27 protein-coding genes are annotated in these 26,471 nt (G+C 32.3%); 4 read left to right on the top strand and 23 right to left on the bottom strand.

The window, feature by feature from the left end; all coding sequences use genetic code 11:
* Positions 1–8: 8 nt before the first annotated feature.
* A complete protein-coding gene (locus ACFVR2_RS02295) occupies positions 9–590 on the bottom strand; it encodes a vWA domain-containing protein (protein ID WP_387358548.1) in 582 nt (193 codons plus the stop codon).
* Positions 591–688: 98 nt separating this feature from the next.
* Between ACFVR2_RS02295 and ACFVR2_RS02290 the strand changes: the two genes are divergently transcribed.
* Entirely contained in the window at positions 689–1,183 is a 495-nt protein-coding gene (locus tag ACFVR2_RS02290; protein ID WP_387358546.1) for a hypothetical protein, read from the top strand.
* 83 nt (positions 1,184–1,266) lie between these two features.
* On the opposite strand, the gene ACFVR2_RS02285 is transcribed toward ACFVR2_RS02290, so the two are convergent.
* The 4 genes from ACFVR2_RS02285 to ACFVR2_RS02270 all read right to left on the bottom strand — a co-directional run bounded on the left by ACFVR2_RS02285 (position 1,267) and on the right by ACFVR2_RS02270 (position 6,310).
* Positions 1,267–2,382 (bottom strand): GGDEF domain-containing protein, encoded by a 1,116-nt coding sequence (locus tag ACFVR2_RS02285; RefSeq protein WP_387358544.1) that lies wholly within the window; start codon positions 2,380–2,382, stop codon positions 1,267–1,269.
* Between the two features lie 257 nt (positions 2,383–2,639).
* A complete protein-coding gene (locus tag ACFVR2_RS02280) occupies positions 2,640–3,722 on the bottom strand; it encodes a Ger(x)C family spore germination protein (protein WP_387358542.1) in 1,083 nt (360 codons plus the stop codon).
* Positions 3,719–4,804: a GerAB/ArcD/ProY family transporter gene (locus ACFVR2_RS02275; protein ID WP_387358540.1), complete on the bottom strand. Its 1,086-nt coding sequence runs from the start codon at positions 4,802–4,804 to the stop codon at positions 3,719–3,721. The genes ACFVR2_RS02280 and ACFVR2_RS02275 overlap by 4 nt, the downstream gene beginning before the upstream one ends.
* Before the next feature lie 18 nt (positions 4,805–4,822).
* Positions 4,823–6,310: a spore germination protein gene (locus tag ACFVR2_RS02270; RefSeq protein ID WP_387358538.1), complete on the bottom strand. Its 1,488-nt coding sequence runs from the start codon at positions 6,308–6,310 to the stop codon at positions 4,823–4,825.
* A gap of 284 nt (positions 6,311–6,594) precedes the next feature.
* Between ACFVR2_RS02270 and ACFVR2_RS02265 the strand changes: the two genes are divergently transcribed.
* Both ACFVR2_RS02265 and ACFVR2_RS02260 read left to right on the top strand, forming a co-directional pair.
* The gene (locus ACFVR2_RS02265; protein ID WP_387358536.1) at positions 6,595–7,242 is read left to right on the top strand and encodes a GntR family transcriptional regulator; all 648 of its coding nucleotides are present in this window, start codon (positions 6,595–6,597) and stop codon (positions 7,240–7,242) included.
* A gap of 440 nt (positions 7,243–7,682) precedes the next feature.
* A complete protein-coding gene (locus ACFVR2_RS02260; RefSeq protein ID WP_387358534.1) occupies positions 7,683–8,321 on the top strand; it encodes a GntR family transcriptional regulator in 639 nt (212 codons plus the stop codon).
* 73 nt (positions 8,322–8,394) lie between these two features.
* Here ACFVR2_RS02260 and ACFVR2_RS02255 read toward each other — a convergent pair whose 3' ends face one another.
* The 6 genes from ACFVR2_RS02255 to ACFVR2_RS02230 all read right to left on the bottom strand — a co-directional run bounded on the left by ACFVR2_RS02255 (position 8,395) and on the right by ACFVR2_RS02230 (position 13,393).
* A complete protein-coding gene (locus ACFVR2_RS02255; RefSeq protein ID WP_387358532.1) occupies positions 8,395–9,351 on the bottom strand; it encodes an ABC transporter permease in 957 nt (318 codons plus the stop codon).
* Positions 9,352–9,409: 58 nt separating this feature from the next.
* Positions 9,410–10,306, bottom strand: coding sequence for an ABC transporter ATP-binding protein (locus ACFVR2_RS02250; RefSeq protein WP_335474350.1), 897 nt, complete (start codon positions 10,304–10,306; stop codon positions 9,410–9,412).
* Positions 10,307–10,883: 577 nt separating this feature from the next.
* Positions 10,884–11,144 carry a DUF2187 family protein gene (locus ACFVR2_RS02245; protein ID WP_335412285.1) on the bottom strand — a complete coding sequence of 87 codons (261 nt, stop codon included), beginning with the start codon at positions 11,142–11,144 and terminating at the stop codon, positions 10,884–10,886.
* A gap of 268 nt (positions 11,145–11,412) precedes the next feature.
* Positions 11,413–11,763: a hypothetical protein gene (locus ACFVR2_RS02240; protein WP_387358529.1), complete on the bottom strand. Its 351-nt coding sequence runs from the start codon at positions 11,761–11,763 to the stop codon at positions 11,413–11,415.
* Between the two features lie 408 nt (positions 11,764–12,171).
* Positions 12,172–12,423 carry a hypothetical protein gene (locus ACFVR2_RS02235; RefSeq protein ID WP_387358527.1) on the bottom strand — a complete coding sequence of 84 codons (252 nt, stop codon included), beginning with the start codon at positions 12,421–12,423 and terminating at the stop codon, positions 12,172–12,174.
* 226 nt (positions 12,424–12,649) lie between these two features.
* The gene (locus ACFVR2_RS02230) at positions 12,650–13,393 is read right to left on the bottom strand and encodes a metallophosphoesterase family protein (RefSeq protein ID WP_387358525.1); all 744 of its coding nucleotides are present in this window, start codon (positions 13,391–13,393) and stop codon (positions 12,650–12,652) included.
* A gap of 215 nt (positions 13,394–13,608) precedes the next feature.
* On the opposite strand from ACFVR2_RS02230, the gene ACFVR2_RS02225 reads away from it, so the two are divergent.
* Entirely contained in the window at positions 13,609–13,743 is a 135-nt protein-coding gene (locus tag ACFVR2_RS02225; protein ID WP_387358523.1) for a hypothetical protein, read from the top strand.
* 134 nt (positions 13,744–13,877) lie between these two features.
* Here the strand turns inward: ACFVR2_RS02225 and ACFVR2_RS02220 are convergent, their stop codons facing one another.
* The 12 genes from ACFVR2_RS02220 to ACFVR2_RS02165 all read right to left on the bottom strand — a co-directional run bounded on the left by ACFVR2_RS02220 (position 13,878) and on the right by ACFVR2_RS02165 (position 26,462).
* Positions 13,878–14,438, bottom strand: coding sequence for a DUF4829 domain-containing protein (locus ACFVR2_RS02220; RefSeq protein WP_387358521.1), 561 nt, complete (start codon positions 14,436–14,438; stop codon positions 13,878–13,880).
* Positions 14,428–15,222 carry a SpoIID/LytB domain-containing protein gene (locus ACFVR2_RS02215; protein WP_387358519.1) on the bottom strand — a complete coding sequence of 265 codons (795 nt, stop codon included), beginning with the start codon at positions 15,220–15,222 and terminating at the stop codon, positions 14,428–14,430. Before ACFVR2_RS02215 ends, ACFVR2_RS02220 begins: the two co-directional genes overlap by 11 nt.
* A 410-nt stretch (positions 15,223–15,632) precedes the next feature.
* A complete protein-coding gene (locus ACFVR2_RS02210) occupies positions 15,633–17,093 on the bottom strand; it encodes a CoA-acylating methylmalonate-semialdehyde dehydrogenase (protein ID WP_387358517.1) in 1,461 nt (486 codons plus the stop codon).
* A 30-nt stretch (positions 17,094–17,123) separates the two neighbouring features.
* Positions 17,124–18,134 carry a 5-dehydro-2-deoxygluconokinase gene (gene iolC, locus ACFVR2_RS02205; RefSeq protein ID WP_387358515.1) on the bottom strand — a complete coding sequence of 337 codons (1,011 nt, stop codon included), beginning with the start codon at positions 18,132–18,134 and terminating at the stop codon, positions 17,124–17,126.
* 15 nt (positions 18,135–18,149) lie between these two features.
* Positions 18,150–18,974: a 5-deoxy-glucuronate isomerase gene (gene iolB / locus ACFVR2_RS02200; RefSeq protein WP_387358513.1), complete on the bottom strand. Its 825-nt coding sequence runs from the start codon at positions 18,972–18,974 to the stop codon at positions 18,150–18,152.
* A 17-nt stretch (positions 18,975–18,991) separates the two neighbouring features.
* The gene (iolD, locus tag ACFVR2_RS02195) at positions 18,992–20,857 is read right to left on the bottom strand and encodes a 3D-(3,5/4)-trihydroxycyclohexane-1,2-dione acylhydrolase (decyclizing) (RefSeq protein ID WP_387358511.1); all 1,866 of its coding nucleotides are present in this window, start codon (positions 20,855–20,857) and stop codon (positions 18,992–18,994) included.
* A 115-nt stretch (positions 20,858–20,972) separates the two neighbouring features.
* Entirely contained in the window at positions 20,973–21,968 is a 996-nt protein-coding gene (locus ACFVR2_RS02190) for a LacI family DNA-binding transcriptional regulator (RefSeq protein ID WP_387358509.1), read from the bottom strand.
* 26 nt (positions 21,969–21,994) lie between these two features.
* Positions 21,995–22,903 carry a myo-inosose-2 dehydratase gene (iolE, locus tag ACFVR2_RS02185; RefSeq protein WP_387358507.1) on the bottom strand — a complete coding sequence of 303 codons (909 nt, stop codon included), beginning with the start codon at positions 22,901–22,903 and terminating at the stop codon, positions 21,995–21,997.
* Between the two features lie 17 nt (positions 22,904–22,920).
* Positions 22,921–23,889 (bottom strand): Gfo/Idh/MocA family protein, encoded by a 969-nt coding sequence (locus tag ACFVR2_RS02180; RefSeq protein WP_387358505.1) that lies wholly within the window; start codon positions 23,887–23,889, stop codon positions 22,921–22,923.
* Between the two features lie 4 nt (positions 23,890–23,893).
* Positions 23,894–24,682 (bottom strand): sugar phosphate isomerase/epimerase family protein, encoded by a 789-nt coding sequence (locus tag ACFVR2_RS02175; RefSeq protein WP_387358502.1) that lies wholly within the window; start codon positions 24,680–24,682, stop codon positions 23,894–23,896.
* A gap of 15 nt (positions 24,683–24,697) precedes the next feature.
* Positions 24,698–25,528: a carbohydrate ABC transporter permease gene (locus ACFVR2_RS02170; RefSeq protein WP_387358500.1), complete on the bottom strand. Its 831-nt coding sequence runs from the start codon at positions 25,526–25,528 to the stop codon at positions 24,698–24,700.
* Positions 25,515–26,462: a carbohydrate ABC transporter permease gene (locus ACFVR2_RS02165; protein WP_387358498.1), complete on the bottom strand. Its 948-nt coding sequence runs from the start codon at positions 26,460–26,462 to the stop codon at positions 25,515–25,517. The genes ACFVR2_RS02170 and ACFVR2_RS02165 overlap by 14 nt, the downstream gene beginning before the upstream one ends.
* Positions 26,463–26,471: the final 9 nt, after the last annotated feature.

Below are 26,471 nucleotides of genomic sequence, written 5' to 3'. Positions count from 1 at the left end.
AATCAAAATTATATCCTTTTTTCTGACACCGCTTCGCATATTACACTATACATGTTTTCAACACCTTCACTAGAAGAATCAAAAGTATAAGCATTTTCTTTTAAAATCCCTAGGCTACTGGCTTCTTTTGCTACATCAATATTTGCCCCCATAAAAATAAATTCCCAATTATACTTTTCTTGTTGGTGATGGATAAGATGTTTCACTTTACTATACGTAAATTCAACACTCGCATTCTCTAATCCATCAGTCGTAATAACAAAAATGACTTTACCGGGTCTTTCCATCTCGCTACTTAAAGACAATCTGTTACCTACATTTAAAATGGTTTTACCTACTGCATCTAAAAGTGCAGTAGTTCCCCTTACAAAATACTCATTTTCTGTTAATTTTACTTCATGTGCATTAATCCCGGTCCATAAGACTTCATATTGATCATCAAAAAGCACTGTTGTTACATTCGTTTCTCCATCAAAACTACTTTGTTTTTTAATAAATGCGTTAAATCCACCGATCGTATCACGTTCAAGTCCAGCCATTGAACCACTTCTATCGATTAAAAATATAATTTCTGTTTTATTATTGTTCATTCTAAATCAGCCCCTTATTTCTTGATGTTATAATAGTAACTGAATTAATTAGTAGGTAGGTCGCCTTAAAAGAGACATTTTGGAAGGGGTATTTTAAAATGCTTAACCAAGAATTTTTAATTGAATTACAAATATATGTAAAACGCCATTTAGATGGAGTAAAAATAGAAGAAATACATTTTAGTACGAATGAGATGTATGCAGCTGAGCCTTTAGAAAATATAGAGATTGAAGCATTTATTAAAAATAAACTGAAACCAACATTTAGAGAGCTATTATTTAACTTTATTGATAAAAAAAATGTAAGTGATCCATTAATTTATAAAAAGGCGGGAATTGACCGAAAACATTTTTCAAAAATCCGCTCCATTCCTAATTACATTCCAAAGAAAAATACAATAATTGCTTTATCACTAGCACTTGAATTAGATAAAATTGAAGTTAGCGAACTCTTAAGTTCTGCTGGCTATACATTATCAGACAGCAATTTAAATGATTTAGTCATAAAATTTTTCTTAGAGAAGAACATTTATGATATCGATTTAGTCAACGAAGCATTGAACCATTTTAATTTAAATCCACTAATAAAATAAAGTAGCAAAATAAAAAAACATCTTAAATCACCTTTTTCTGAAGTGATAAATAGATGTTTTTTCATTTAACAATATTCCATCTTTTAGCAACTCACTTGATCTCTTCCATTATGCTTTGATTTGTATAATGCCAGATCAGCTTGCTTCACTAACTTTAAGTAATCTTGTTCAGTTTCAGCAATCAATGATGCTACACCAATACTTAATGTAACTAATTTTTTCTCTGATTGCTCATGTTCAATCTTTAATTTTTTTATATTTTTACATAATCGATTACCTATTTTCATTGCATCATTCAGATCTGATTTCGGTAACAAGATTGAGAATTCCTCTCCACCATACCGTGCAACAATGCCTGATTCGCTTGTTGTCTCTAATTGTAAACTAGTTGCAACTTTTCTTAAACATTCATCACCTTTTGGGTGACCATATAGATCGTTATATTTTTTAAAATAATCCACGTCAATCATTAATAATGTCATTGGTATTGATGTGTCATAGGATTTGGAACATCCATTTAAAAGTTGTTTTTCAAAGTATCTACGATTATATAGTCCGGTTAGACTATCAACATTTGCGATATTTTCCATTTTCTTTAATTTTATTTCTGTATTACGTGTTTGATAGGCTATAAAGTAACTTAATAATAATGCTGGAACATACATTAAAATCCAAAACCCAATCGTTTGAAGTAACCTTCCTGAAACAATCTCACCAATCGGTGTTAGCACCCATTTTTCTATTAAATAAAAACCAATACATTTAAACAAAATGATCGTAGGGGTCAAAATAAAAATTCTTTTCTTTTCATCCCATTTTTGATAATTCATATAAAATCCAAAAAATAAAACAAACAATAGCAAAAGTGAATCAATTAAGTAAACATAGTTAAATCCATTAATAAAATAAAAAGCAATAAGATCGAAAAAAAACATTGTAACTAAGGTAATATTCCCAAAAAAGATTGCTGCAATTTCCATTCCAAGTGTTTTAATTTGAATATTTGTTCCATGATCTGTAAAAATCGGGAAATTTAATAATAAAATCGTTAATCCACTCAATAGAATCCCGATAAAAAATTCTTGTAATTTCGATCTCCCTGCAAACCTTTGTCTCGCTTCTCCCCATAAGATGTATGAGGTTAGATAAAAAAAACTAATGATGATTGTATGGGTTATGAAAATATTTTTTAAAAGCATAATCCCTCCAGGAATTACCTTAAAATAAATACAATTATTTTTAAAATATTAAAGAAACTAATCAATGCTTTAAATTATCTTATACTTAACTTTTCCGTTATATTATATTAACATACTTACCTGATTGTTTGTATACAATTTTCATACAATGTTCTTAGTACAAAAAAACGTCTATCTGTCAAACAATGACATTAAGACGCCCTTTTTTTAGTTCCATTCATGATTTAAATAGTACTTCTACTCATTCTAAACATGATCTATTCAACTATTCCCGTATGAAGTATATCTAAATTAACCTTTACTTTAATTTTTGCACTAGAATACTGTTTCCTCCATTTTTTCCCATCAAAGTCCCTTTGTTGTGCTTCTAATTTTGAGCCGAAACCAATTGGGTCTACATTATTTTTTTGAAGGAGTGACATAAGCTCCTGTGCATTTTTTTCGATATCCCTCTCAATTGCTTTACTAATTTCTTTAATATGTTTTGGAAATGATATTGGTTTATCACCAGTGTATTCTTGAATTCTGGCATTCATCTTCAAATGAACTGTAAACTCTGGTTTTCCTTTTTTTATTTTGATAACATATGTACTTTTAGATGCTATATTATCAATTGCTACATACTCTCCATCAATTTTGAACTGATGTAATCCTTGTTTATAATTTTCTTTCATCCCTTTAAAAATGAAAGCATATTTCCATGGAATAATTGTGATAAGTTTATCACTTTTGAAAGTTGCAATGCCATTTATTTTAATCTTGTCATTCACTATTTTTAAAACCGGTAAATATGGATCCTGCCCAACTTCAAAATATTGATAGACAAACGTTGAGAAATCGGTATAGGGAAATGGTCCAGTTTCTGAATTGTGTACAAGCTGATCGTAAAGATATAAAGCGATGTTTTCATTTTTATACTGTTTTAATGAAAGTAAATCACTTGTTTCACCATCAACGATCGCTAATTGTATGATATTCCCTACGGCCGGGTCCCGATTAAACGTATCAACAATTGAAAAAAAACCTTTTTTGGCTAAGTCAAGACTGAATGTAACAACTCGCATCTGGCCTGACATTAACCGATACCTCATTTGACTATCTAATCTTTCCCTTACTTTTTTTATTGTTTCTCCATTTGCAGAAGACACTTTAAAATCGATTTGTCCAGATGGTCGAAACACAGGAAAAACAACAGTCCCTTTCAGTTGTTTCGGTTTTGGAAGGTCGAACCCAGCTGCTCCTATAATATTTAGTTCATTAACATTCGCAGACGGTACAAATGCACAACCATTTAAAGATAACGCAATACAAATAATAAAAAATAGAAGATATTTTTTCATTTTGCTTTCCCAGACTTCATTATCATAAAAACAATTGAAAAAATTGGTATATAAACATAAAAAATATATAGAGAAATTCTACTCGTATAATCTGCGAATGCATTAATTTGATATCGAGTTTCAAGTAATTGACAAACGATAAAACTAATTACACTAATAAATATTAATGTATACTTTTGCTTCCATTTAAAAATTAACTTTAAGCCTCTGCTTGAACTCCATAATAAGAGAGCTAAAATTGAAATAACCTTTATTAAAAAACTAGAAATTAGTATATATTCAAATCTTTCTAAAAATGGAAAATGAACTAATTTCGCTATATAGATTCTCGCCCAGATTACATGTTCAATTTGTTTTTCACTTAAAAGTAAAAATGTTGTAAAAGCTGATAAAGTGAAGACTAAAGTTGAAAAAGCAACTCCCCATTGAGCAAACTTTTGAGAAGAATTTCCATTCCGAATAAATGGGAAAACCATTAGTAATATTTCAAACCCCGCCATTGTATAGATTGAATTTTTTGCAGACAATAACAAATCTTTAAACGAATGATCAAAAATAGGTAAAATATTATCCATATGAATATATTTATGTGGCAAATGAAATAACAAAGCCCAAAGCAACGCCGTAAAGAGTCCAGATAAAAATGCTATTCCGACTACTACACGAAACCCACCTGATACGATGTAATAGCATAATAATAAAATGATAATCGATAAAAGCCACGTTGATATAGATGGAAACATCCAAACTTGAACGATTTCAATATATAATCTTAAAACAGAGATACTTGCTATTACATAATAGATTAGAATAAGTAAACTTAAAGCTGAACCAACTATATTACCAAAAAATTTCTTATGGGCATCAATAATGTCCCCTTGCGCATTCATTAACAATTTATACATAAACCATACAACTATATTAACGACTAACCCAGCAATTATGACACTAATCCATGCATCATAACCAGCATCTTTTGAGATAATTCGTTGAAACCCTAAAACACCTACCCCTATTTGAGAGCTTGTAATAATAAAAAATAGGAGATACGGTGAAACTTGTTGTCTTCTATACGATGCCATTAGTAAATCTCCCCTTTTTTATTCATCAAAATCACTCGGTGGACCAGGACGTTTTATATCATTTGTTGATCGAAAAAGTGCTGCTGGTCTTAAATTCGTAGGTCTTTTTTTCTGGTTTGCAAATGGTAATCTGATCCACAAATCATTAAATGACGTTTTCCTAAACGGATACAATCCAATATACGGTCTCCCTAAAGAGGTTAATCGAAGCAAATGCGTCATTAAATAGATAAATCCCATAAAAATCCCTAAAAGCCCAATTAGCTGAGCCATTATGATTACTGGAAACTTTATAAATCGAATTGTATTGTTAAATTTATAGATTGCAGATGTGTAGGATGCAAGTGTACCAAGCCCTACTAAGATTAAGAGAATATTACTCGTAAGCTTAGCTTCTACAACAGCTTGCCCAATTACAATACCACCAACAATACCAAGCGTCTGTCCAATTTTTGAAGGTAATCGAAGTCCAGCTTCCTTTACTAACTCGATCGTAATTTCTAAAAATAACACCTCAAAAATTGGAGGAAATGGTACAGATGCTCTAGATATTACTAATGATTCAAGTAAGCGAGGTGGAATGAGCTCATAATGATAAGTCAAAATTGCAACATAAAAAGGCGTTATAAAAATCGAAAGTGCAAAACCAAACATTCTAAGGAGTCGGAAAAATGTAGCGAGTACCCAATTGACATAATAGTCTTCCATCGCTATAAAAGTCTCATCTATTAAAGCCGGTGTAAGAAGAACATTTGGAGAACCGTCCACAACAATGACTATTTTCCCTTCAGTTAAACCTCCGATTGTACGATCAAGTCTTTCAGTTGGAATCGATTGTGGAAAAATAGAATGCGTGTTATCTCCGATCATAGACGAGATAAATGAACTATCCGGAATATGATCATATTGGATATCTTTTATCCTCTGTGTAACTGTATTAACATTTTCACCATCAGCAATTCCACTTATATAGATCACAGCAACACTGGTCTTCGATAACTTCCCAACTACCAATTCATCCACATGAAGATCAGAAATTGGTAATTTTTTTCGAATTAAATTGATGTTTACATCCATATCTTCTACAAATCCAACCTGTGGACCTAAAGTAGTAGCTTCCATAATCGGAGGACCAATCGTTCTTGAAATATTATTTGCAATATTAACAAGTAAACAATCAGTTTTATTCTCACCATACTGAATTGCCATATAACCTTGTAGAAGTTTACTTTTGATTTTAGAACCATCTGAAGTAATCGTAAGTTGTTGGACAGGAAGCTGAGACATCAATTCTTCAAGAGTATAATTCTTTGTCAAATAAGGAAGAACTTGATCATGCATGATCTCAGACCTAATTAACGTTCGATAAAAATAAATACTATAGTAACTGTCATTCTCAAGATCACTTGAAGTTTTAAATTTAATAAAATCATTGGATTTCGATAATTCATCAATCCAATTTTCTTTTGAGGAATCTTTTTTCATCCCATCTTTATAAGTTCTCATACCGTTCCCCTATTTTGATTTTATTTTATGATTTGAAAAGGAGATGGAAATTATTCTAATTAATGGAAGAAAATACATCGTCTAATTAATTGAACATTAAAAAGTTGATATTTAAATTCAGATAATAATCAACCTATAAATATTAAAATTCACCTATATTCCATTATAAAAAATTGAAATATTTTTTTCGAAAGCTTATCAATTGGATTTTTAATGTATACTATTAGAGATTAAATAAGAAGATCTTTATGAACTAGTTAAAACATTTATAATAGGAGAATAAAATGGCAAAAGAGAAAACTTTAGAACAAATTGCATATGAAAAATTAAAAAGTTTGATCCATTCAGGTGAGTATCAAACTGGTATGCATTTGAAAGAAACTGCACTTGTAACTGAATTACAAATGAGCAGAACACCGATTAGAAGAGCACTTGGAAGACTTGTATCCGAAGGGTTGTTATCACATAATAACTTTCATGGAACGACTGTTACATATACTCATTTTACTTTACACGAAATAATAAATATGATTGAAATTCAATGGTGCTTTGCAGTATTTTGTGTAGAAAAATCCCAAAGGAAGCATACTCCATTTAATGTAAAACTCCTTAGAGAAATCACTGCCTCTATGGAAAAAGCATACACTCAAGATGATGCCCTTAATTATCATAGAGCGCTGACAGAGTTTTATAAAACATTCTTACTAAATTCTCAAAACAATTTAATCATCGAAATGCTTGATCATCTATGGAAGAGATTTACTGAAGAAGCAACGTCATCTAATGTATTTAATGTAAGAAAAAATAGAATTCCACAGACATTAGAATTATATAATTCTCTTATTGATTGTGTGGAAAAATCTGAATTTGATAAAGCAACTGAAATTTTAACTCAACTTAAAGAAGAAGCATTTATGGATTTAATGTTTTAATCTAAATTCAATAAAAAACATCTAAACCATTTAAGGATTTAGATGTTTTTTTATTGATTATATAGAATTAACTAATAAGGATATTTTTGTATACAATTTTTATACTAAAATCATTATAAATTTAACTTATTTACTTCAGAATTCTTTAAACATCCTCTTACTTCATTTATCACTTTGATTAATCCGATTAGATATTTCCCTTTATTACCATATAATTGAAACAATTATTTTTCTATACTATTTAGTCAATTTTATTGTATACTTTGTGTATTATATTGGTTTTATTCAAACAATTTTTCTTTTCTTTGATCTCAAAGAAATTGCTAAAAGCTGTTTGAAAATCCATTAGATTTGTTAGTATAGTGAGTGGATTTATAAAAAATCCCACTCTTGTTTAGCAGCGCATTAAAATAACACTAGAAAGTAGGATGGTGAAATACTTGCCAAATAATATAACACTAGAACAAAAAGCATATGAAGAAATCAAAAAATTTATAATACAAGGTAAATATTCTCCTGGAACATATATAACTGAAGCATCACTTGTAAATGATTTGAACATGAGTAGAACCCCTATCCGCAGGGCACTTGTCAAATTGGAATCACTTGGTTTGGTTAAACATTTTAAAAACCAGGGCTCAATGGTGCAAAATATTCATATTACAATGATTGATATCGTTAATTTTTTAGAATGTCGTTTATTTTTAGGCATTGGGAGCATTGAAAAAGCTAAAAGGAAAATGCTTGATTTTCCAATACATGAAATGAATGAATGCATTCAGTTATTGAAAAACGCGGTTGCTGATGAAGAGCATGATTTATATTTCGAAGAAGCAAATCACTATCATAATCTTATTTTACAAACAAGCCAAAATGATTTAATGATGGAAACAATCGAAAATTTACAAAATAAATTTGAGATTATTGCAAGTAAATATTATTCCTATAGAAGAAGTTCAGTTGAAAATCATATTAAGAAGTACGAAGAATTAACTAAATTTTTTGAAGAAAAAGAGTATGACCAAGCATTGAACCTGTATAATGAAATGATGAAAGAAAAAATACAATCATTATTTTAGAAATAAAAAAACCTTATTCAATTAGAATAAGGTTTTTTATGAAATTAGTACTCAAAAAGAACACTCTAACAACTTAAGCTGTTACATCTCGTTTTGAAAATACTACTAATGATAATCCAAGGAAAATAACAAAATAGACTATTAATACAATTACTGAAAATGTCATTGTCATTCCTTCAACTGGTGGATTACCATTGACGTACTGCATTAAATTTGTATTGGCAAATAAGATAAACTTTGTCCAGTCAAAGAATCCAGCCAAAATAACTGTTACCGTATTTCCGACTGTTAATAGTAAAATTGAGATACCGATTGCAATTGTATTGTTCCTAAATACCGTTGAAACCATAAACGCCATCGTAGCAAGCATAAATGTTTCGATGAAACTCATTACGTAAAGCTTTGCAGAATAGATCAGTCTACTTTGCTCTTCAACATGGCCATCAACATATGCTAAGTATGAAGTATTTCCACTTCCTGTACCAAAAAGTGCTAAACCTAGAAGATTCGAAACTACAAATAATATAAATAACATAGCAAAACCAAATAGAATACTAGTTAAATACTTTGACATAATTATTTTTTTTCTAGAAAACGGACGGATTAGTAATAGCTTAATCGTACCCCAATTAAATTCACTCGCCACTATATTGGCAGAAACGATAATCGTAAATAGTCCTACTAAAATAATTAAACTTGATGAAACATCCATAAAAGTCCAAACATTCGTCTTTTCATTTGGTGATATATTATGCTCTATTCTGTACTCATTAATTGCAATTGATCGTTCTAAAAATGTTCTTTCAGGGTCATTTTTATCACTTATACTTTTTAATTGTTTTTTATCTTCTGCTGTTTGTACTTGTAAAGATTGCTTCCAATTTTTATCTACATTTTGCTCTTTTTTATGTTCATTATATTTTACAAATGAACCCATAGCTCCAACAAGTAAAATAATAAGAGCAACCATCACTATTGTACCTGGTCTTTTAATAATCTTTATCCATTCATTTTGAATCAATTTTAACATGATTTAAGTTCCTTTCTTTTTGAAATTCTAAAGCATCAACAAACTAAAGAGACTTCTGTTAAACATTCGTAATTTCTAAGAAACGATCTTCCAATGTTTTTGCATTTGCTTTAAATCCATATACGCGAATGCGATTTTCGACTAATAACTCAATTACATTCGGTACATCTTCTCTCGTTAATTCAATATGTATTTCTCCATCAACTAATTGAGCATTATGTTTAGATAATACTTTAAGTGCAGTTTCATTATTATTCACTTCAATTGAATACGTTTGGACATCTTCAGTTGTAAGCTCTGTTACAGTTTGTACATCTACAAGCTTACCTTGTTGAATAATGCCGATTCGATCACACATCATTTCCATTTCTGCTAATAAGTGACTCGATACAATGATGGCCATTCCTTTTTTCTTCGTAAGCAGTTGCAAATGATCTCTCATTTCACGGATACCCGCTGGATCAAGTCCATTCGTAGGCTCATCAAGAATTAATACCTTCGGGTCATGTAATAAACATTGAGCTAGACCAAGACGTTGTCTCATACCAAGAGAATACGTTTTAACTTTTTGACGAATAGCACCAGTTAAACCTACTAGTTCTACAACTTCATCAATTTTCTCTTTTGATACATTCTTATCCATACGAGCATATTGCAGTAAATTATCATAACCACTTAGAAATTTATACAATTCTGGATTCTCTACAATTGCCCCTACATTCTTAATTGCATCTTCAAAGTTGGACTTAATGCTATGGCCATTAATGACAACGTCACCTTCAGAAATATTCATCAAACCAACCATCATCCTGATCGTCGTCGTCTTACCAGCTCCATTTGGGCCTAAAAATCCAAAAACTTCTCCTTCAAAAATATCAAAGCTTAAATCAGAAACAATCTTCTTCCCTTTTATTACCTTTGATAAGTTCTTAATTTGTACAATTGCCTTTTTCATTTCGTCCTCCTTATTTCCAATATTTTCTAAATCTAATTCTATTTTAACAATTTAAGATATTGAAAAAAACGGTCTAAAGACTGAGTTTATTAAAAAACGTAATGTATTATTACTAGATTATGATAAATATTACAATTTTCTGTTTTTTCGCTGTTTATTGAAATCTAAACTTTTAGCGTGTTAAATGAATTAAGTGGTGTGTTTATATATAGTCATTTGGGTGATAAATCGAGAAGTAGACTTATATTATATTAAAATTATGTGGCATCAATATGTATCCATGTATGATATGTATGATCGATTGTAATAAAAGTGGTAATTTCCGATTAGTTCCTTAGTCCCTCCTAAAATAAAAAAAAGCAGTTTCTCCCTGCTCTAGAACTAATCTACTATTCCCATTAATTAATCCTTATTTTTCATGCAACTTTTTCAGATTAATTTCATAGTCACTGTTAATCTCAAAGTATGAAGCAATTTGTTAGGAAGAAATATGCCTACAGAATCCAAATAATATAAAAAAAAATAGCCTTATCCCTTTAATGCGGGCTAAGGCTATTTTCTAGGAAATTAAGTTTGATTAACTTTTTGCAATAGGAGCTAAAATTTTATACTTTTTATGATTGATTACAGTGTGATCATGTTCGTAATAATTTCGATGGTTACGATCATTTCTCATATCTACAATCACAGAGTTTGAAAGAACTTTTGTTACAACTCCTTTTACAAAATTCGGTCTGATTTCTTTTACTTTATCCTCTTTTGGCATAAATTCGATTTCGTCACCTGGTCTTACATAATATTTATTCATAGTTATGATTGTTTTATTATTTTTGCACATATGTTTATCACCTTTTTATTTACTTTTATTTAATATTACAAAAATATCTGAATATTCAAAAGAGAACAGGATACTAGATTTCATCGTGACCCTGTACCTAAAAATCAGTGTATAAACAGTGCTGGATAACTAATGTCTTATTTTTTATTTGGAACATTAGATGAAAACAAAACCCACCATCTATGGTGGGTTCGATCATATTATTTACCAACGTTTACTGTTAGCTTAATCTTTTTTATCGTCATACCAATTTGATAATAAAATGAAATTAATTTGCTGTACCGCTCAATTCTTCACGAAGTCCGTTGCTAGCTAATTTATCCATATTTAGAAGCAGCGTTTTAACTTGTACAAAATCATCAGCACTTCCTAGTTCAAAGATTGCTACTAGATTGTTGTTATTGTCTTTAGAAACCTTCATTTTGTATTTACGTTTACGGAATAGTCGTTCAACCTTTGTTCCACGAGCTACAGAAATTCTGTAGGTGTCATTATTATAGACTGTCCCCGCATCAAATCCATTATATGAAAAATTTGTAAAATCCTCATTAGGTATAGATACATCGATGTCTAATTCTTTGTTAACAATAAAATCTTTCAGTAGGTCTAGTTTAGTCATTTTCAATTCCTCCTTAGCCACGGGTGGCTTCTCTTGTAGTCGGAAAGTCAACCTCTGAAATATTAAAGGTCAGAGCTTTTATAGATTGCTCTTCTTCCTATTCGAATGATCATTTACCTCAGAATGAACTTGAATACAATTAATTTTATCATAATAGTCAAAAAACATATAATAGTACCTTTTTTTTTTATAATAACATTCCCCATAACTTCATTTACTTTCAATTAATTTGACAAGATTTTTTAGAAAAAGGCAGCCTTTTTTGGACATTAAATTGAAAATTATGCAGTTATGTCCCTTTTTGAGAATACAACTAAAAAATTTCAAAAAGACTATTATATGTTCCTTTCTGCTAAACATAATCACAGGAGAAGTGTAGGAAATTGATAAACAGTAAGTAAATGGTTTCTATACGAAAATTATAGTTTGTGTAATATTAAATATTCCTAGGAAAATAGGTATTAAAGTAAGATAGCATTTTTTTCCTTTTACATTTATATAAACTGCATAAAAATAAGTCGTAATCCCGATGCCAATTAGGCCTAATGATGCATGTAATGCTATGTTTTCAGAACCTGGACCACCTAGTAGTAAATACAATAAATATCCAGCGAATACTCCCCAAACATTGAAACATGTTAACTTAATTAATCTATGCATGATACACCTTCATAAAGTATTTCCTATATTAAAAGACACTTCATTCTTGAAAAATTATACAAAAATAGATTTTTTTATGAAAAGTTGTTTTTTTATATCTTAAAAATATAAAAGCCGTTACCAAAATGGCAACGACTTTTAATATTAATTAAAATCTATGTATTATTTTATATTAGATTTCTTTCAACTCTTTCCTCATTAAAAAGCACTATTTAAAAATTAATCGTTATATTTCATATTTAGCTGATTTTGTTTGAGAAGAAATCGAATGAGTTGAGATGATTCCATCTTTATTAACCTTAATCCCATGTAAAATTCCACCATATGCAGCTGCCCCATCGATACAAATTTTCGTCTTACAAGGTGAATACCAAATATCGAATTTACCTTCAGTTTTGTGAAGGATTGATGTTGGAGTATGGCCGAAAATAAATGTTTTATATGTTTCGTTTTTTCCGTAATGGAACTGATCGCGAATCCAATAAAATTCCTTGTCAGTCGTTTCTTTCCAATCTTCAAGATTAAGATCAACTCCAGCATGAACGAATACATAATTTTCCCATTCAAAATACAATGGTCTAGATTTAATAAATTGAAGTTCAGATTCAAATTGCTCTTTCATTAATTGTGCTACTTCATTAGGACCTCTTTTATTTGTAATTTCAAATTTAAAAAATGAATTTATTGTTTCTAAACCACCTTGTCCGTAATAATACGTTTGTTTAATCTCAGGTTGCTCAAGCCAGTCCAATAACATTTGTTCATGATTTCCTAGTATAACAACAGCTCCGAATTCTTTTTCTAATTGTTGCGCTCTTATCAAAACCTCGTATGGATTCTCACCACGATCGACTAAATCACCTAGTAGTACTAGCCTTTCATGATCTGGATTCCATTGTTTAAGTAATTTTTCTAATTCATTTATACTGCCATGAATATCTCCAATTGCAAATACCGTATCCTTATCCATTCATCCAACCCTTTCTGTCTGTAAACCTATTATTCCCACTAAATTATTTAAATAATATAAATAGTTTAACAAATATAAATTACGAAAGTAAGTTATCCGTCTTCCTGCTTTTTTACGTAAGAAAATTTTATTTAATTGTCCGATTATAGCAAGGATATTTTTTTTACCACAGGGAATAATGAAAAGGTAAAATTTTGGTAAAGGGGATTTTTGAAATGAGTAATGAGAATAAAGATTTAAATAACAATGACTTTTTTATTGCAGATTTAACTAGTGATGCGAAGAGTAAGATTGAGACTTTGGAAGAGGAATTGGCTATTACTTTGGTTGCTTATGATTGTAAGAAGTGAGTTTTCTAAGGGTGCTCTCTATGGGTGCTCTTTTTTTCTATTTTTGTGTTATTAAATTTATAAAAAATAACACTCACTTAAGTGAATGTCTCAAGTAATTAAATTATTTAAATTTTAATTTTAAACTCTCCCTTTCAAAGCGGATCTACTGTTTCATCTGAATCTAATAACCATGGACTATTTTCAGTTTCTTTAATCACAATCATTAGTCTATAATTTATTCCAATTATCATAGGTACTAATTCGGGATTATTTACTTCAATATATATTTTTGCATAGTATGCTTTAACCGCATAATATTGTTCCTGAATAGGACTTAACCTAAATTTGTGTGTACTTGAAATATCTTTGTATTCTAGAAAAGTTGTGTATTTTAAATTTTCAAGATAAATTCTTGAAGAAGGATCACCATAAAACGCAAGAGTTGGACCGAGTAACTTTATTGCAGCATCGAATTTTTTTTCGTTTAAAAATTTATAATAAAGTTTTGGTACTTGCTCTGCTTCGGCAAACGATTCTCTTTCAATATTATATTTAATGTTATTTGTCTTTAAACTATTATTATTTGTAATTTCATTTGACTTTTCTAATTTATTTGAGTTTTTAACATCCTTATTATTCGATGTACATCCAGTTAAAATATTAATGATCATCATCAATATTATAAGTTTACCAATAGATCGTTTAATATCCATTGCCAGTTACCAAAGATGTTCCAGGATAGTAATATGACGCCATATATTTAAAATCTTTTCCTTGTTTAGCCCAATATTGAGTACCATTTTGATAAACATTATTATATTCATTATACTTCGATGAATCTCTACCAGGTCCGTTTGTTCCAGCCTTATAATAACCTACATCCTGAATTGATGTTGAATTAACTACATGATGAACTGCTATCCCTTTGGTTGCTTTAAAAGCTGCATCTGTTTGTGGTGTCGATGTATTTGGTTTATATACCTGACAATTAGTTGTATTATCAACATAAGCTCCAAGATTTGAATATTTTGGATGATTAACATAATACCATCCAAATGATCTAACAGAAATCGCTCCCATTTTTAAAGCTTCTGGTTTCCAAGTAGATATCCATTCATTTGGTAAAACATTTCTAAGATAGGTTGAGAAGTCAATTGTTTGAGTTACTCCACTTGCTTTTGGATCATTATTTTTTCTAATATAGATTTTTATTTTTGTTGGTTCATTGTTGTACCATTTCCCCAAAGCATCCACTCTTGGACTTATAGAGGGCCCAGTTGATTCCACCTCCTTATAATTAGAATCACTCAGTATATCATTTGGAGCAATTGTGGGACGATTTGCATTTGCTCCTACATAGTTTGGATCACTTGGTAGTAATTCAGTTACTTGTTCTTCCGTAGCATAATTAGTTTCATTAGCAAATACATAAATACTACTGAGACCTAAAAAAGCTAAAATTAAGACTGTTGCGAAGAGGAAAGATTTTTTCAACATATTCATACTCCTTTTTTAACTATTTTTAAAATAGTTTGTGGAAAATAGTTTGCAAATCAATTAATCACTCATTTTAAATCACTCCTCATTTCAAGACATAAATCACTTGTGAAAACTTTAACATGTTTTCTCGTTGGAAAAATATTCTATATGTGATAAATAGTTGAAAATTTCTTGACAAAATTAAGTCAACATTTTTACTAAAATGAATAAAAAACTTATATAATTAGTAAAAAAATCAATGGTTTTACTAATAAAAGTAAAAAGCTCCAAGTAGTAAATATCTACTTGAAGCCTTTTTATTAAGAGATTTCAGTAAAAAGCTTTATATAAAGGCTAAATATTATTAATTAAGCCAGTTTTACTATACCTTTAGTCGCGTTCAAAAAGTGTTTGCCTGTTTTTTTATTCTACCAACGAGCAGTCAGCATTTTCTTTCTAGTATAAAATTCGACGCCATCTGACCCATTAGCGTGTAAATCCCCATAAAACGAGTTTTTATATCCTGAAAATGGGAAGAATGCCATTGGAGCTGGTACTCCTAAATTGACACCTAACATACCAGCATCAATTGTTTCACGGAATAGGCGAACATGGCTTCCATTTTGTGTAAATAGACATGCACCATTTGCGAATTCGGATTTGTTTGTTAAGTCGATTGCTTCTTCTAAAGAATTTACTCTAACAATTGAAAGTACTGGTGCAAAAATTTCTTCTTTCCAAATCTTCATATCTGTTGTTACTCGATCAAATATTGTTGGTCCAATAAAATAACCTTCTTCTGTAGTAGCTTCATCTTTTCTTCCATCTCTAACTAAATGAGCTCCTTCGTTTTCACCTGTTTCGATATAATGAATTGTTCTAGCTTTATGTCCTTCTCGAATAACAGGACCAAGAAATACTCCTTCATCCATTCCATTGCCAATTTTTATTTCGTTCGCAGCTTTATGAAGTCTATCTAATAATGGATCGATTACATCACCAACTGACACGACGACTGATGCTGCCATACATCTTTCCCCAGCAGAACCAAATGCTGCACTAGTAATTTCTTTTACAGCTAATTCTAAATTCGCATCCTCCATTACGATTGAATGGTTTTTAGCACCCGCTAAAGCTTGGACTCTTTTACCATTTGATGCTGCTGTTTTATATACGTATTCAGCAACCGGTTGAGATCCTACAAATGAAATAGCTTTTACATCTTGGTTCTCTAGTAGCCCGTTTACAACGTCATGTGCTCCATGGACAATATTTAAAACTCCATCCGGTAAACCAGCCTCTTTAAATAATTCAGCAAGACGATTTGCAAGTAAGGGAGTACGTTCTGAAGGCTTTAATATAAATGCATTTCCACATGCAATCGCTAAAGGAAACATCCAGCATGGTACCATCATCGGAAAATTGAAAGGTGTGATCCCACCGATTACACCAATAGGATATCGATACATTCCTGATTCAATATTCGTTGCAATATCAGGTAATTGTTTTCCCATCATTAAACTTGGTGCCCCTGCTGCAAATTCGACGCATTCAATCCCTCTTTGTACTTCCCCATGAGCTTCTCCAAAGCTTTTTCCGTTTTCTAAAGTAATCAAACGAGCTAATTCATCCCAATGATCTACAAGTAATTGTTGGTACTTAAATAAGATACGTGCTCTTTTAGGAACTGGCGTTTTCCCCCAAGTTTGAAAAGCCTCTTTGGCAACTTCAACTGCATGATCAAGCTCAGCACGAGTTGATAGTGGCACATTTACGATTATTTCATTTGTTGCAGGATTATAAACTGGTTCACTTGATGTTGAATTTGAATCTACCCATTGCCCACCAATAAAGTTTTTAATTGTTTTTACACTTGTTACGGTATTCATTTTAATAGCTCCCTTCATCACCTGTAATTTTTAGGATGTTACAATCTCGCCATTCTGACATTTTTGAATGTATTCGTTAATTTGATTTACTGTTGGCATTGCATCTGAACAGCTATGACTTGAAATGACGATAGAAGCTGCAGCTGCTCCAAAGTTCATAGATTCCAAGAGATCCCAGCCTTCCATTAAACCATAGATGAAGCCGGCAGCATATGAGTCACCTGCTCCAAAAGTCTTTATTACCTTTGCAGGGAAAGTTCTCCCTTTAACCTTTTCTCCATGTGAAGTATACGCAATCGAACCATCTTTTCCATGTTTAATGACAACTATTTTCGCATGGTAACTAAACCATTTTTTCGCAGTAATTTCATCATTATGAAGAGGATTATTTTCGAAGCATTCCATCATATCGAATTCTTCTCGCGTTCCAATAATGACATCGCATTTTTGAGCAATTAAATTATAATAGATCGCAGTCTCTTCAACTGAATTCCAAGAGTATGGTCGATAATCAATATCAAAAAATACACAAACATCATGCTTTCTTGCATACTCAACTGCTAAGAAAACAGCTTCTCGTGAAGGACTTTGTGCTAAAGCCGTTCCTGAGATCAACAGTGCTTTTGCACTTTTGATATAGTCCTCTTTTATATCCCTTGGTTCAAGTTTTAAATCGGCTACATTATCTCTGTACATTAAGATACTGCAATCTACGGGACTTTTAATTTCAGTAAATGCTAATCCAGTTTTTGAACCCGATTGATCAATTAAAACATTTGAAGTATCGATTTGATTTTCATTTAAATAATTAAGAATGAAACTTCCCATTTGATCATTTGCGACACGACCGATGAAACCAGTTTTTTTGCCTAATCTAGACAGTCCAATCGCAATATTTGCAGGCGATCCTCCTACATATTTTGTAAATGTAATCGTCTCTTCCATTGGCCGATTGATTTCATTGGCATTCAGATCAATACATAATCTACCGAGAGCAATAAAATCGATTGATGATTGATTACGAAACGTTAAATGATTCATCTTCTCTCCTACCTTCTATGATTTCAAAGCTAGTTTGTGATTTAAGATCCATTCATGGTTTGGATCATTTTGGAACTTCCATGTACGATTTGGCCCTGCCATGACGTTTAAATAATAAAGCTCGTAACCTGGAAGTGCTGAAACTGGATGATAGCCCTTTGGAACAAGAACAGCATCTCCATTTTTGATTGTCATTGTTTCGTCAATTGATAAATCGTCTGTATAGACTCTTTGAATAGCCATGCCTTGAGATGGATTCACTCGATGATAGTACGTTTCTTCTAATATCGATTCATGTGGTAAATTATTTTGATCATGCTTATGTGGTGGATAACTTGATGAATTTCCTTCTGGTGTGTAAACCTCGACAACTAGTAAACGATCTGCTGGCTCATTTTCTGGTAAAATATTATGAACCTGACGTTGAATATTTCCAACACCTCTTATTTCCACTTCGACATCTTCAGGAGTAATAAGGCGAGCAGGATAATTGCCATTACTTGGAGCTGAACAGACAGCAATTTCAATATCGGTAATCGCTTCTACTGCATAAAAATCATTTGATGAAATGTAAACTGAATAAGGAGGAATTTTCTCGAAAATATTCATCCTCTTTCCGATGTTTTTCCATGTTTCATTTTTTGAAAAAACATTGGCTTTTCCACTTAATAAAACTAAGCAAACTTCTTGATTATTTGTATTATTTTTTAAAGATTGCCCTTGCTTCAGAACATACGCTTCAAATCCGACATATTCCCAATTTGCCGATTCAGGTGTTATTTTAATGACATTTCCATCTACTTTTGGCTCACTCAAGCTATGAACAATTAGTTTTGACACTCTACTCTCTCCCATCATTAATAAGGCTTTGTCAGTTGAATATTTGTTTTCATTTCTTGATGAGCTTTTACAACTTTTGAGCTATTCGAAACTTCCGAAACTCCTACTCTCCACCACGATTCATATCCGTCAGTGTTTGTTCCTGGCAAAACTTTTATTTCGATGAGAGTTGAAGTAGTTTCTTGCTTTGCTTTTTCTAAAGCTTCACGTAACTCATCAATTGATGTCACTGTATATGCATTTGCACCTAAGCTTCTAGCATGACTAGCAAAATTAAAACTCATATATTCTCCAGCTAAACGATTAGTTCCATTTGAACGATATTTAAATTCATTACCAAAGCCTTCGCTCCCATGTCCTCTTTGCAAGTTATGAATACATTGGAAACCGTGATTATCAAATAATAGAACAGTAATTTTATAGTCTTCCTGTAAACTAGTTACTAATTCTGAGTGAAGCATTAAATAACTTCCATCACCAACAAATGCGTACACTTCACGATTTGGTTCAGCCATTTTTGCACCAAATGCGCCTGAGACTTCATAACCCATACAGGAAAAACCATATTCCATATGATATGTTTTCGGATTTTTACTTCTCCATAAGCGATGTAAATCACCAGGTAAACTACCGGCTGCACATACAATAATATCTTCATCATTTATAAAATGATTTATTTCTCCGATGACTCTTGTTTGTGATAATCCTTCTTTCATTTCAACACTGTATAATCTATCAACTTCCTGATCCCATTCCGCCTTAAGTAATTGAATTTCACTTTGTTGATATAGGCTACTATATTCATTACTTACAAGCCCTTCATGTAAAGTATTTAAAGCTTCTTTTGCATCTGCAACGATGAATGTCGAATCGAGTTTCATAGCATCAAAAGTGCTAGTATTAATCCCTAGAAACTCTATTTCACTATTTTGAAATGCTATTTTTGAGCCAGTTGCAAAGTCTCCTAATCTAGTACCGACAGCAATGATTAAATCAGCTTCTTTAGCTAATTTATTTGCTGCTAATGAGCCTGTAACTCCGATGGCTCCTACATTTAAAGGATGATCCCATGGAATCGAACTTTTCCCTGCCTGTGTTTCAGATACCGGAATTTGAAAGGCTTCTGCAAACTTTACAAGTTCTTCGGTTGCAAATGAGTAATGTACACCTCCACCAGCAATGATAAGAGGTTTCTTTTTCCGTAGAATCAACTGAAGCGCACGTTCACTAGCCGATTTTACAGCTGGTCTTCGATCAATGTGATGTACTCTCTTTTGGAAAAATTGTATCGGATAATCAAAAGCTTCAGATTGAACATCTTGTGGTAAAGCAAGGGTTACTGCACCCGTTTCAACTGGATCAGTTAAAACGCGCATTGCATTAATAGCAGCTGTCATCAACTGTTCAGGACGTACAATTCGATCCCAATATTTACTAACTGGTTTAAACGCATCCGTCGCACTAATTGTATAATCTGATGTGTTTTCAATTTGTTGAAGAACTGGGTCTGGCTGTCTACATGCAAAATTATCTCCTGGTAAAAGTAAGACTGGAATTCGATTAACAGTTGCAGTCGCAGCTGCTGTTACCATATTTAACGCACCTGGACCAATTGAAGTAGTACAAGCAAATATTTCTAAACGATTTTTTTGCTTTGCATAAGCAGTTGCTGCATGAACCATGCCTTGTTCATTTTTACCTTGAATAAATAATAGTTCCTCAGGGCCGTATTCTAATGCTTCACCGATACCAGTCACATTTCCATGTCCGAATATTCCCATAATTCCTTTTACAAATTTATGTTCAACACCATCAAATTCGATATATTGATTATCTAGAAATCGAAGTAACGCTTGGGCCATCGTTAAACGAATTGATTCCATAGATCCTCCTAATTTTTTGACTTAAAAAGGCTGAAAATAGGTAAAACTCTTGAAAAAAGGTTCAAAAATTGGGCACGTTGATAAAGTAAATACTTATCATCATGCCCCAAACTATTTATTTATGATTGATTTTACTTACAGTACCGCCTATTTGAAGAGTAGGATTTAAAACGATCTTCCTAGCAGAAGTTCGATCGCTATCCAATAAATCTAGTAATAAAGTAAGTGCTGTACTACCTAACTCATGCATCGGTTGTTTAATCGTAGTCAATGAAGGATACACAATATTTGTAATCCACGATCCATCAAAACCTACGATTGACACATCACTCGGAACTTTATTACCTGCAGCTTCAAAAGCTTTCTTAACGCCAATTGCAAGGAGATCATTCGTTACAAGATAAGCAGTATGATTCAATCCATCTTTTAAAATACGCTCACCGATTTGCTCTCCATCTACAATTTCACAGCCTTTTGCATCTATTACTTCTCTATAAGAAGAAAGTCCCTTTTCTTCCATAATGATTTGATAAGCCCTTATACGATCTTTAATGTCATTAAAAACTGGCGGTTCTGAAATTAGTGCCACTTTTTCATGACCATTTTCAATCAAATGCTGCATCGCCATTTGAATACCAGCGAAATTATCCGTAATGACACAGTTTGCCTTACTATCAAGCAAATCATTTCCGATAATTACTAAATTGTCTACTTGTTTATTCAATTTAGCAACTTGCTTAGCAGTCATATCCATCAAAAGAAGTCCATCTACATTTTGTTTGTTTAAATAAGGAATATCATTGTCTTTGTTTAATGACATGTTAGTCGTAACGATATTAATTCCTTTGTTTAATGCTTCATAATAAATCCCTTCTGCAACTTCTGCATAAAACGGATTTATATTATTTGGTGTAACTAATGCGACAGTATTTGTACGTCCAGAGGCAAGAACACCAGCCGCTGCATTATACTGGTATTGCAGACGGTCGATTACTTCGAATACCTTTTTCTTCGTCTCTGACTTTACACTCGGGTGTTCATTAATGACCCTCGAAACTGTAGCAATAGATACTCCTGCATGTTTTGCAACATCATAAATCGTTACGGACATACTGACACAACTCCAATCTATCTACTCTAAAGTTTTAAATTTGTAATGGATTCAATATAATTTATTGATTTTTGTGCATATTCAATCGGATTTGCTTGTAGTGAATCCTGTTCAGCTTCAATTACAAACCATCCTTGATAATCAACTTCTGCAAGTGTTTTGAATATTGCTTCAAAATTAATTGTACCATCACCAGGCACAGTAAAAATACCCATTCTTACAGAATCATTAAAATTAATACCATTATCTTTCACGTTTTTCAATACATCTTCACGCACATCTTTTAAGTGAACATATTTTACACGCTCACCGTACTTTTGAATCACTTCAACCGGATCTACCCCACAATAATATAGGTGACCTGTATCCAATAATAATGAAACAACTTCCGGGTCAGTACCTGCACAAAGGGTATGAATCTCATCTAATGTTTCAACACCTGTACCCGTATGAATATGGTAAACAAGTGTCATTCGATGTTGTCTGCAAAATTCACCAGCAATATTTAAACCCGTACAAAGTGACGCCCACTCACGTCCAGTATATTTTTTAATCCCTTTATTTGAACGATCCTCTCTTGGATCCCAGTGAACGGAACCTCCACCATCAGCTGTTACAACAAATGTTGAACCCATTCTCTTTAAAAATAATACATGAGCTTTAAATTTTTGTAAGCTCTCGTCTAAATGATCTGGGTCAGAGAATAGGATGTCACACCACCCTGAAGTTAAGGCTAAATTTCTTTGTCCTAATTCCTTTTGTAAAGTGAGAATATCCCTTGGATACTTACGACCAAGCTCCGTACCTCTAAAGCCAAGTTCATTCATTTCATCAACTATTTGTTGAAATGAGTAGTGATCCCCTAAATCCGCCATATCATCATTTGCCCAGTTAATTGGTGAAATAGCTAATTGACAATTATAAAAAGTATTCATTTGATGTCCCCTCCCGATTATACGTAGATAAGTTTTCCACCTTCACTAGCACTTCGATAACACGCATCTGTAATAAGAACCGAACGATACGCATCATTAGCAGATACACTAAATGTTGTTTTATGTTTAACTGAATCTAAAAAGTCTTTATGCATTTGTACATAACCCCATTTTAAATTACGGTCGATTCCTCTAACATTTTTTGTTTGCTGCTCTTGTTTTAATGGACCGCATTCTGTCACTAAATCTAACTCTTCTGTAATAATTGTTCCATGGTCGCCCCATAATTGAATTCGCTCAGATGGCCAAGTCCACGACGCATGCCCATTTGTACTTAAAACAATCGACTGACCTTCCTCTGTTGTAAACATACATGAAAAATTATCATGAAGAGGATACAAGCACTGTTGCGAAACGCATCGTACTTCACGTATTTCCCCCATTAAATAACGAACCATATCAAACATATGAATCGTTGAATCATATAAAAATCCACCTGTTAATTCAACATTTGTTACCCATGGAGGCGAGGTCATATCACCATCATTCATAATGATATTTCCAGAATATATTTTAAAACCATTTTGAATAATTTGCTTCGTTTCTGCGTAAACCGGTGCAAATCGACGGTTAAACCCGACGTATAAACGGTTCTCGTCATCTCCTAAAACATTCATAATTTCATCCGCATCTTGTAAGCTTGTAACAAAAGGTTTCTCACAAAACACTGTTGCCCCCTCTTTCAATGCCGAAACAACCGCTTCTTTATGTTTTGTATTCGGAATCGTTACAAACACAACTTCCGTTCCAGCCTGAACCATCTCAGCAACAGAACGAAATGCCCTTCCACCATGTGTTTCACAAAATGATTTGCATCTTTCATAATCAATGTCTGTTACACCCATAAACTCTACATCCGATCTTGTTTTCAAAAGAGATGCATGTAAATTCCCCATATTTCCTGCGCCAACAATACCTATTTTCATCTATTTATACCTCCATCGTTTTTTTTAATTCTTTTGATAAAAACTGACCAAACTGATTGACTACCGACTTTGGATCAAGATTCCCTTCGTATTCAATCGAAAGCCAGCCATTATAATCCACGTCTCTTAATTTTCTTAAGATGGTTGGGTAATTAATATCCCTCTCTTCTCCATTTGCATTAATCTCTTTCACTTTTGCGTGCACATGGCCTGAAAAGTGAGCTGTTTTTAAGACACCATCAAGCTGATCAACATAATTGCCGGTATCTAAAAGTAGTTTAATAGAAGGACGATTTAAGTCATTGAACATCCTCAATACATCATCACTATTAGATAAAAATCCACCATGATTATGATTTTCGATGACGACTGTTAATCCAGCTTCTTCAACAATCGTTGCTGCTTGATCCACAAATCGAATCATTGAATTCCATTGTTTCTCTTTATCAAAATCAGGCCAACCAGCAAATAAGCGGAAGTTTTGAATATGTAAAGCTTTTGCGATTTCAACCCATTCTTTCACTCGAGCAAGTTCCGCATTTATTTTTTCTTCTGATTCAAATCCAAAATTACAATCAAATGCTAGATTCACAATCGGTAGATTATATTGATTGCTTAATTCAACAATTTCATTAAGGTAACTCTTATCATTTGGATGAAAAATATGCTTATCTTCAAGTTCAACACCATTTACAAATGGTAAAGTTGAACAAAATTGATAGAATTCATCTAACTCCATTTTTCTCTCTAAAAGAAGCTCATCAAACGATTGAGAACTACATGCTATCTTCATTTTTATCTCTCCTCATTATTTAAGTGCACCAGCTGCAAGACCTTTTACTAAATGCTTGTGTATAAGTATGAATAAAATTAGTACAGGAACCGTACTTAAAAGTGACGCTCCCATCATGTAATTCCACTGAACGTCGTATCTTCCTACGAAGCTATAAAGTCCAAGTGTGATTGGCATTTTACTATCAGTTTGAACAAAGGTTAAAGCGAAAAGAAATTCGTTCCAGGCATTAATGAATGAAAACACGCCTACCGTTACGATTGAAGGGATCGCTAATGGAGTTAAAATTCGAACTAACGTATCAAATTTATTACATCCATCAATTTGTGCAGCCTCATCAATTTCGACAGGCACATTGTTAAAGAATGAATAGATAAACCATACTGCAAAGGATATTGAAAAAGTTGTATTGATAATAATGAGCGACCAAATATTGTCTAGCAAATGATGGTTCGCGAACATTTTATAAAGTGGTACTAGAATGATAATAGGAGAAAACATTTGAATCACAAGTAACAATGCCAAAACTGCATTCTTTCCTTTAAATTGCAAACGACTTAGAGCATATGAGGTTGGGATCGCTAGAACTAATACTAGTAGAGTAGAACCAAGCGCAATTTTAATACTATTTATAAAATAGACGCTTAAATTTGTATGGCTCCATAGCTTAATATAATTTGAGAAAACCATATGAATTGGTAAGAAAACCGAAGTATCATATACCTCACTTTTCGTTTTTAATGATGTAATTAACATGATGAAAAATGGAAAATCGAGCAGTATGATCATCAAAAGGAGAAAACCCCAGCGTAATGTTGACCATCCATTTAGCCTAATTCTGTACACGATTCTTCTCCCCCTTACTTAAAATGAAATAAACAACTGAGAAGACAAGCATAATCAAGAATGTTAAAAATGAAAGTGCTGAAGCTTGCCCAAAATCGATCTTAACAAATGATAATTTGTAAATTAATGTAACGAATGTTTCTGTCGACCCCGCTGGTCCACCCTTTGTTAAAATCCAGATGATTGGGAAAGCATTAAATGCCCAAAAAACCGAAAGAACAATAACTAAAGAGTTCACTGATTTCATTAAAGGCCATGTGATATGCCTAAACTGTGTGATTGGTCCAGCTCCATCTAAATTAGCAGATTCATATAACTCAGGATCGATTGATTGTAAGCCTGCAAGTAAAGTAATGACAATGAAAGATATGTTTGACCAAATACCAACGATTGAAACAACAACAAATGCCGAAGTCGGTGTACCAAGCCATTGATGATACTGCCCAATCAAGTGAAAATATTTTAATATCTGGTTTAAAGGTCCTAGTTCCCCGTGAAAAATCCACATCCAGCTCATCGTCGCGATACTTAAAGGCGCTGCCCACGGTAAAACGACTAGAATATAGGCGATTTTTCTAAAGCGAAATTTTTTGTTTAAAATTAAAGCAAGGAGATAAGCAAGAACAAACGCAACACCAACAGTCACAATTACCCAAAGTACCGTTTGACCAAGAACTGTCCAAATGCCGTCGTAGGTTAAAATAGCTTTAAAATTCCCAAAGAATCCAACCGACTGGATCTTTCCAATTCGATTTACTTTTGATACGGAAATTAGTAGCGTTTGAAGCATCGGATAGATAATTGTTAAAAAGATTAATAGTAATGTAGGGAATACGAGTAAATAAGGAAGTGCCATCTGAAAAATAGATATCTTCCTACGTTTTTTGTATGTTGAAACACCTATCTTTTGTATGAACTCTGTCTGGGTAGGCACATGAATCTC

The organism is Gottfriedia sp. NPDC057991 (assembly GCF_042886615.1).
Taxonomy (GTDB): domain Bacteria; phylum Bacillota; class Bacilli; order Bacillales; family Bacillaceae_G; genus Gottfriedia.
This window is presented reverse-complemented; position numbering and strand designations above follow the sequence as displayed.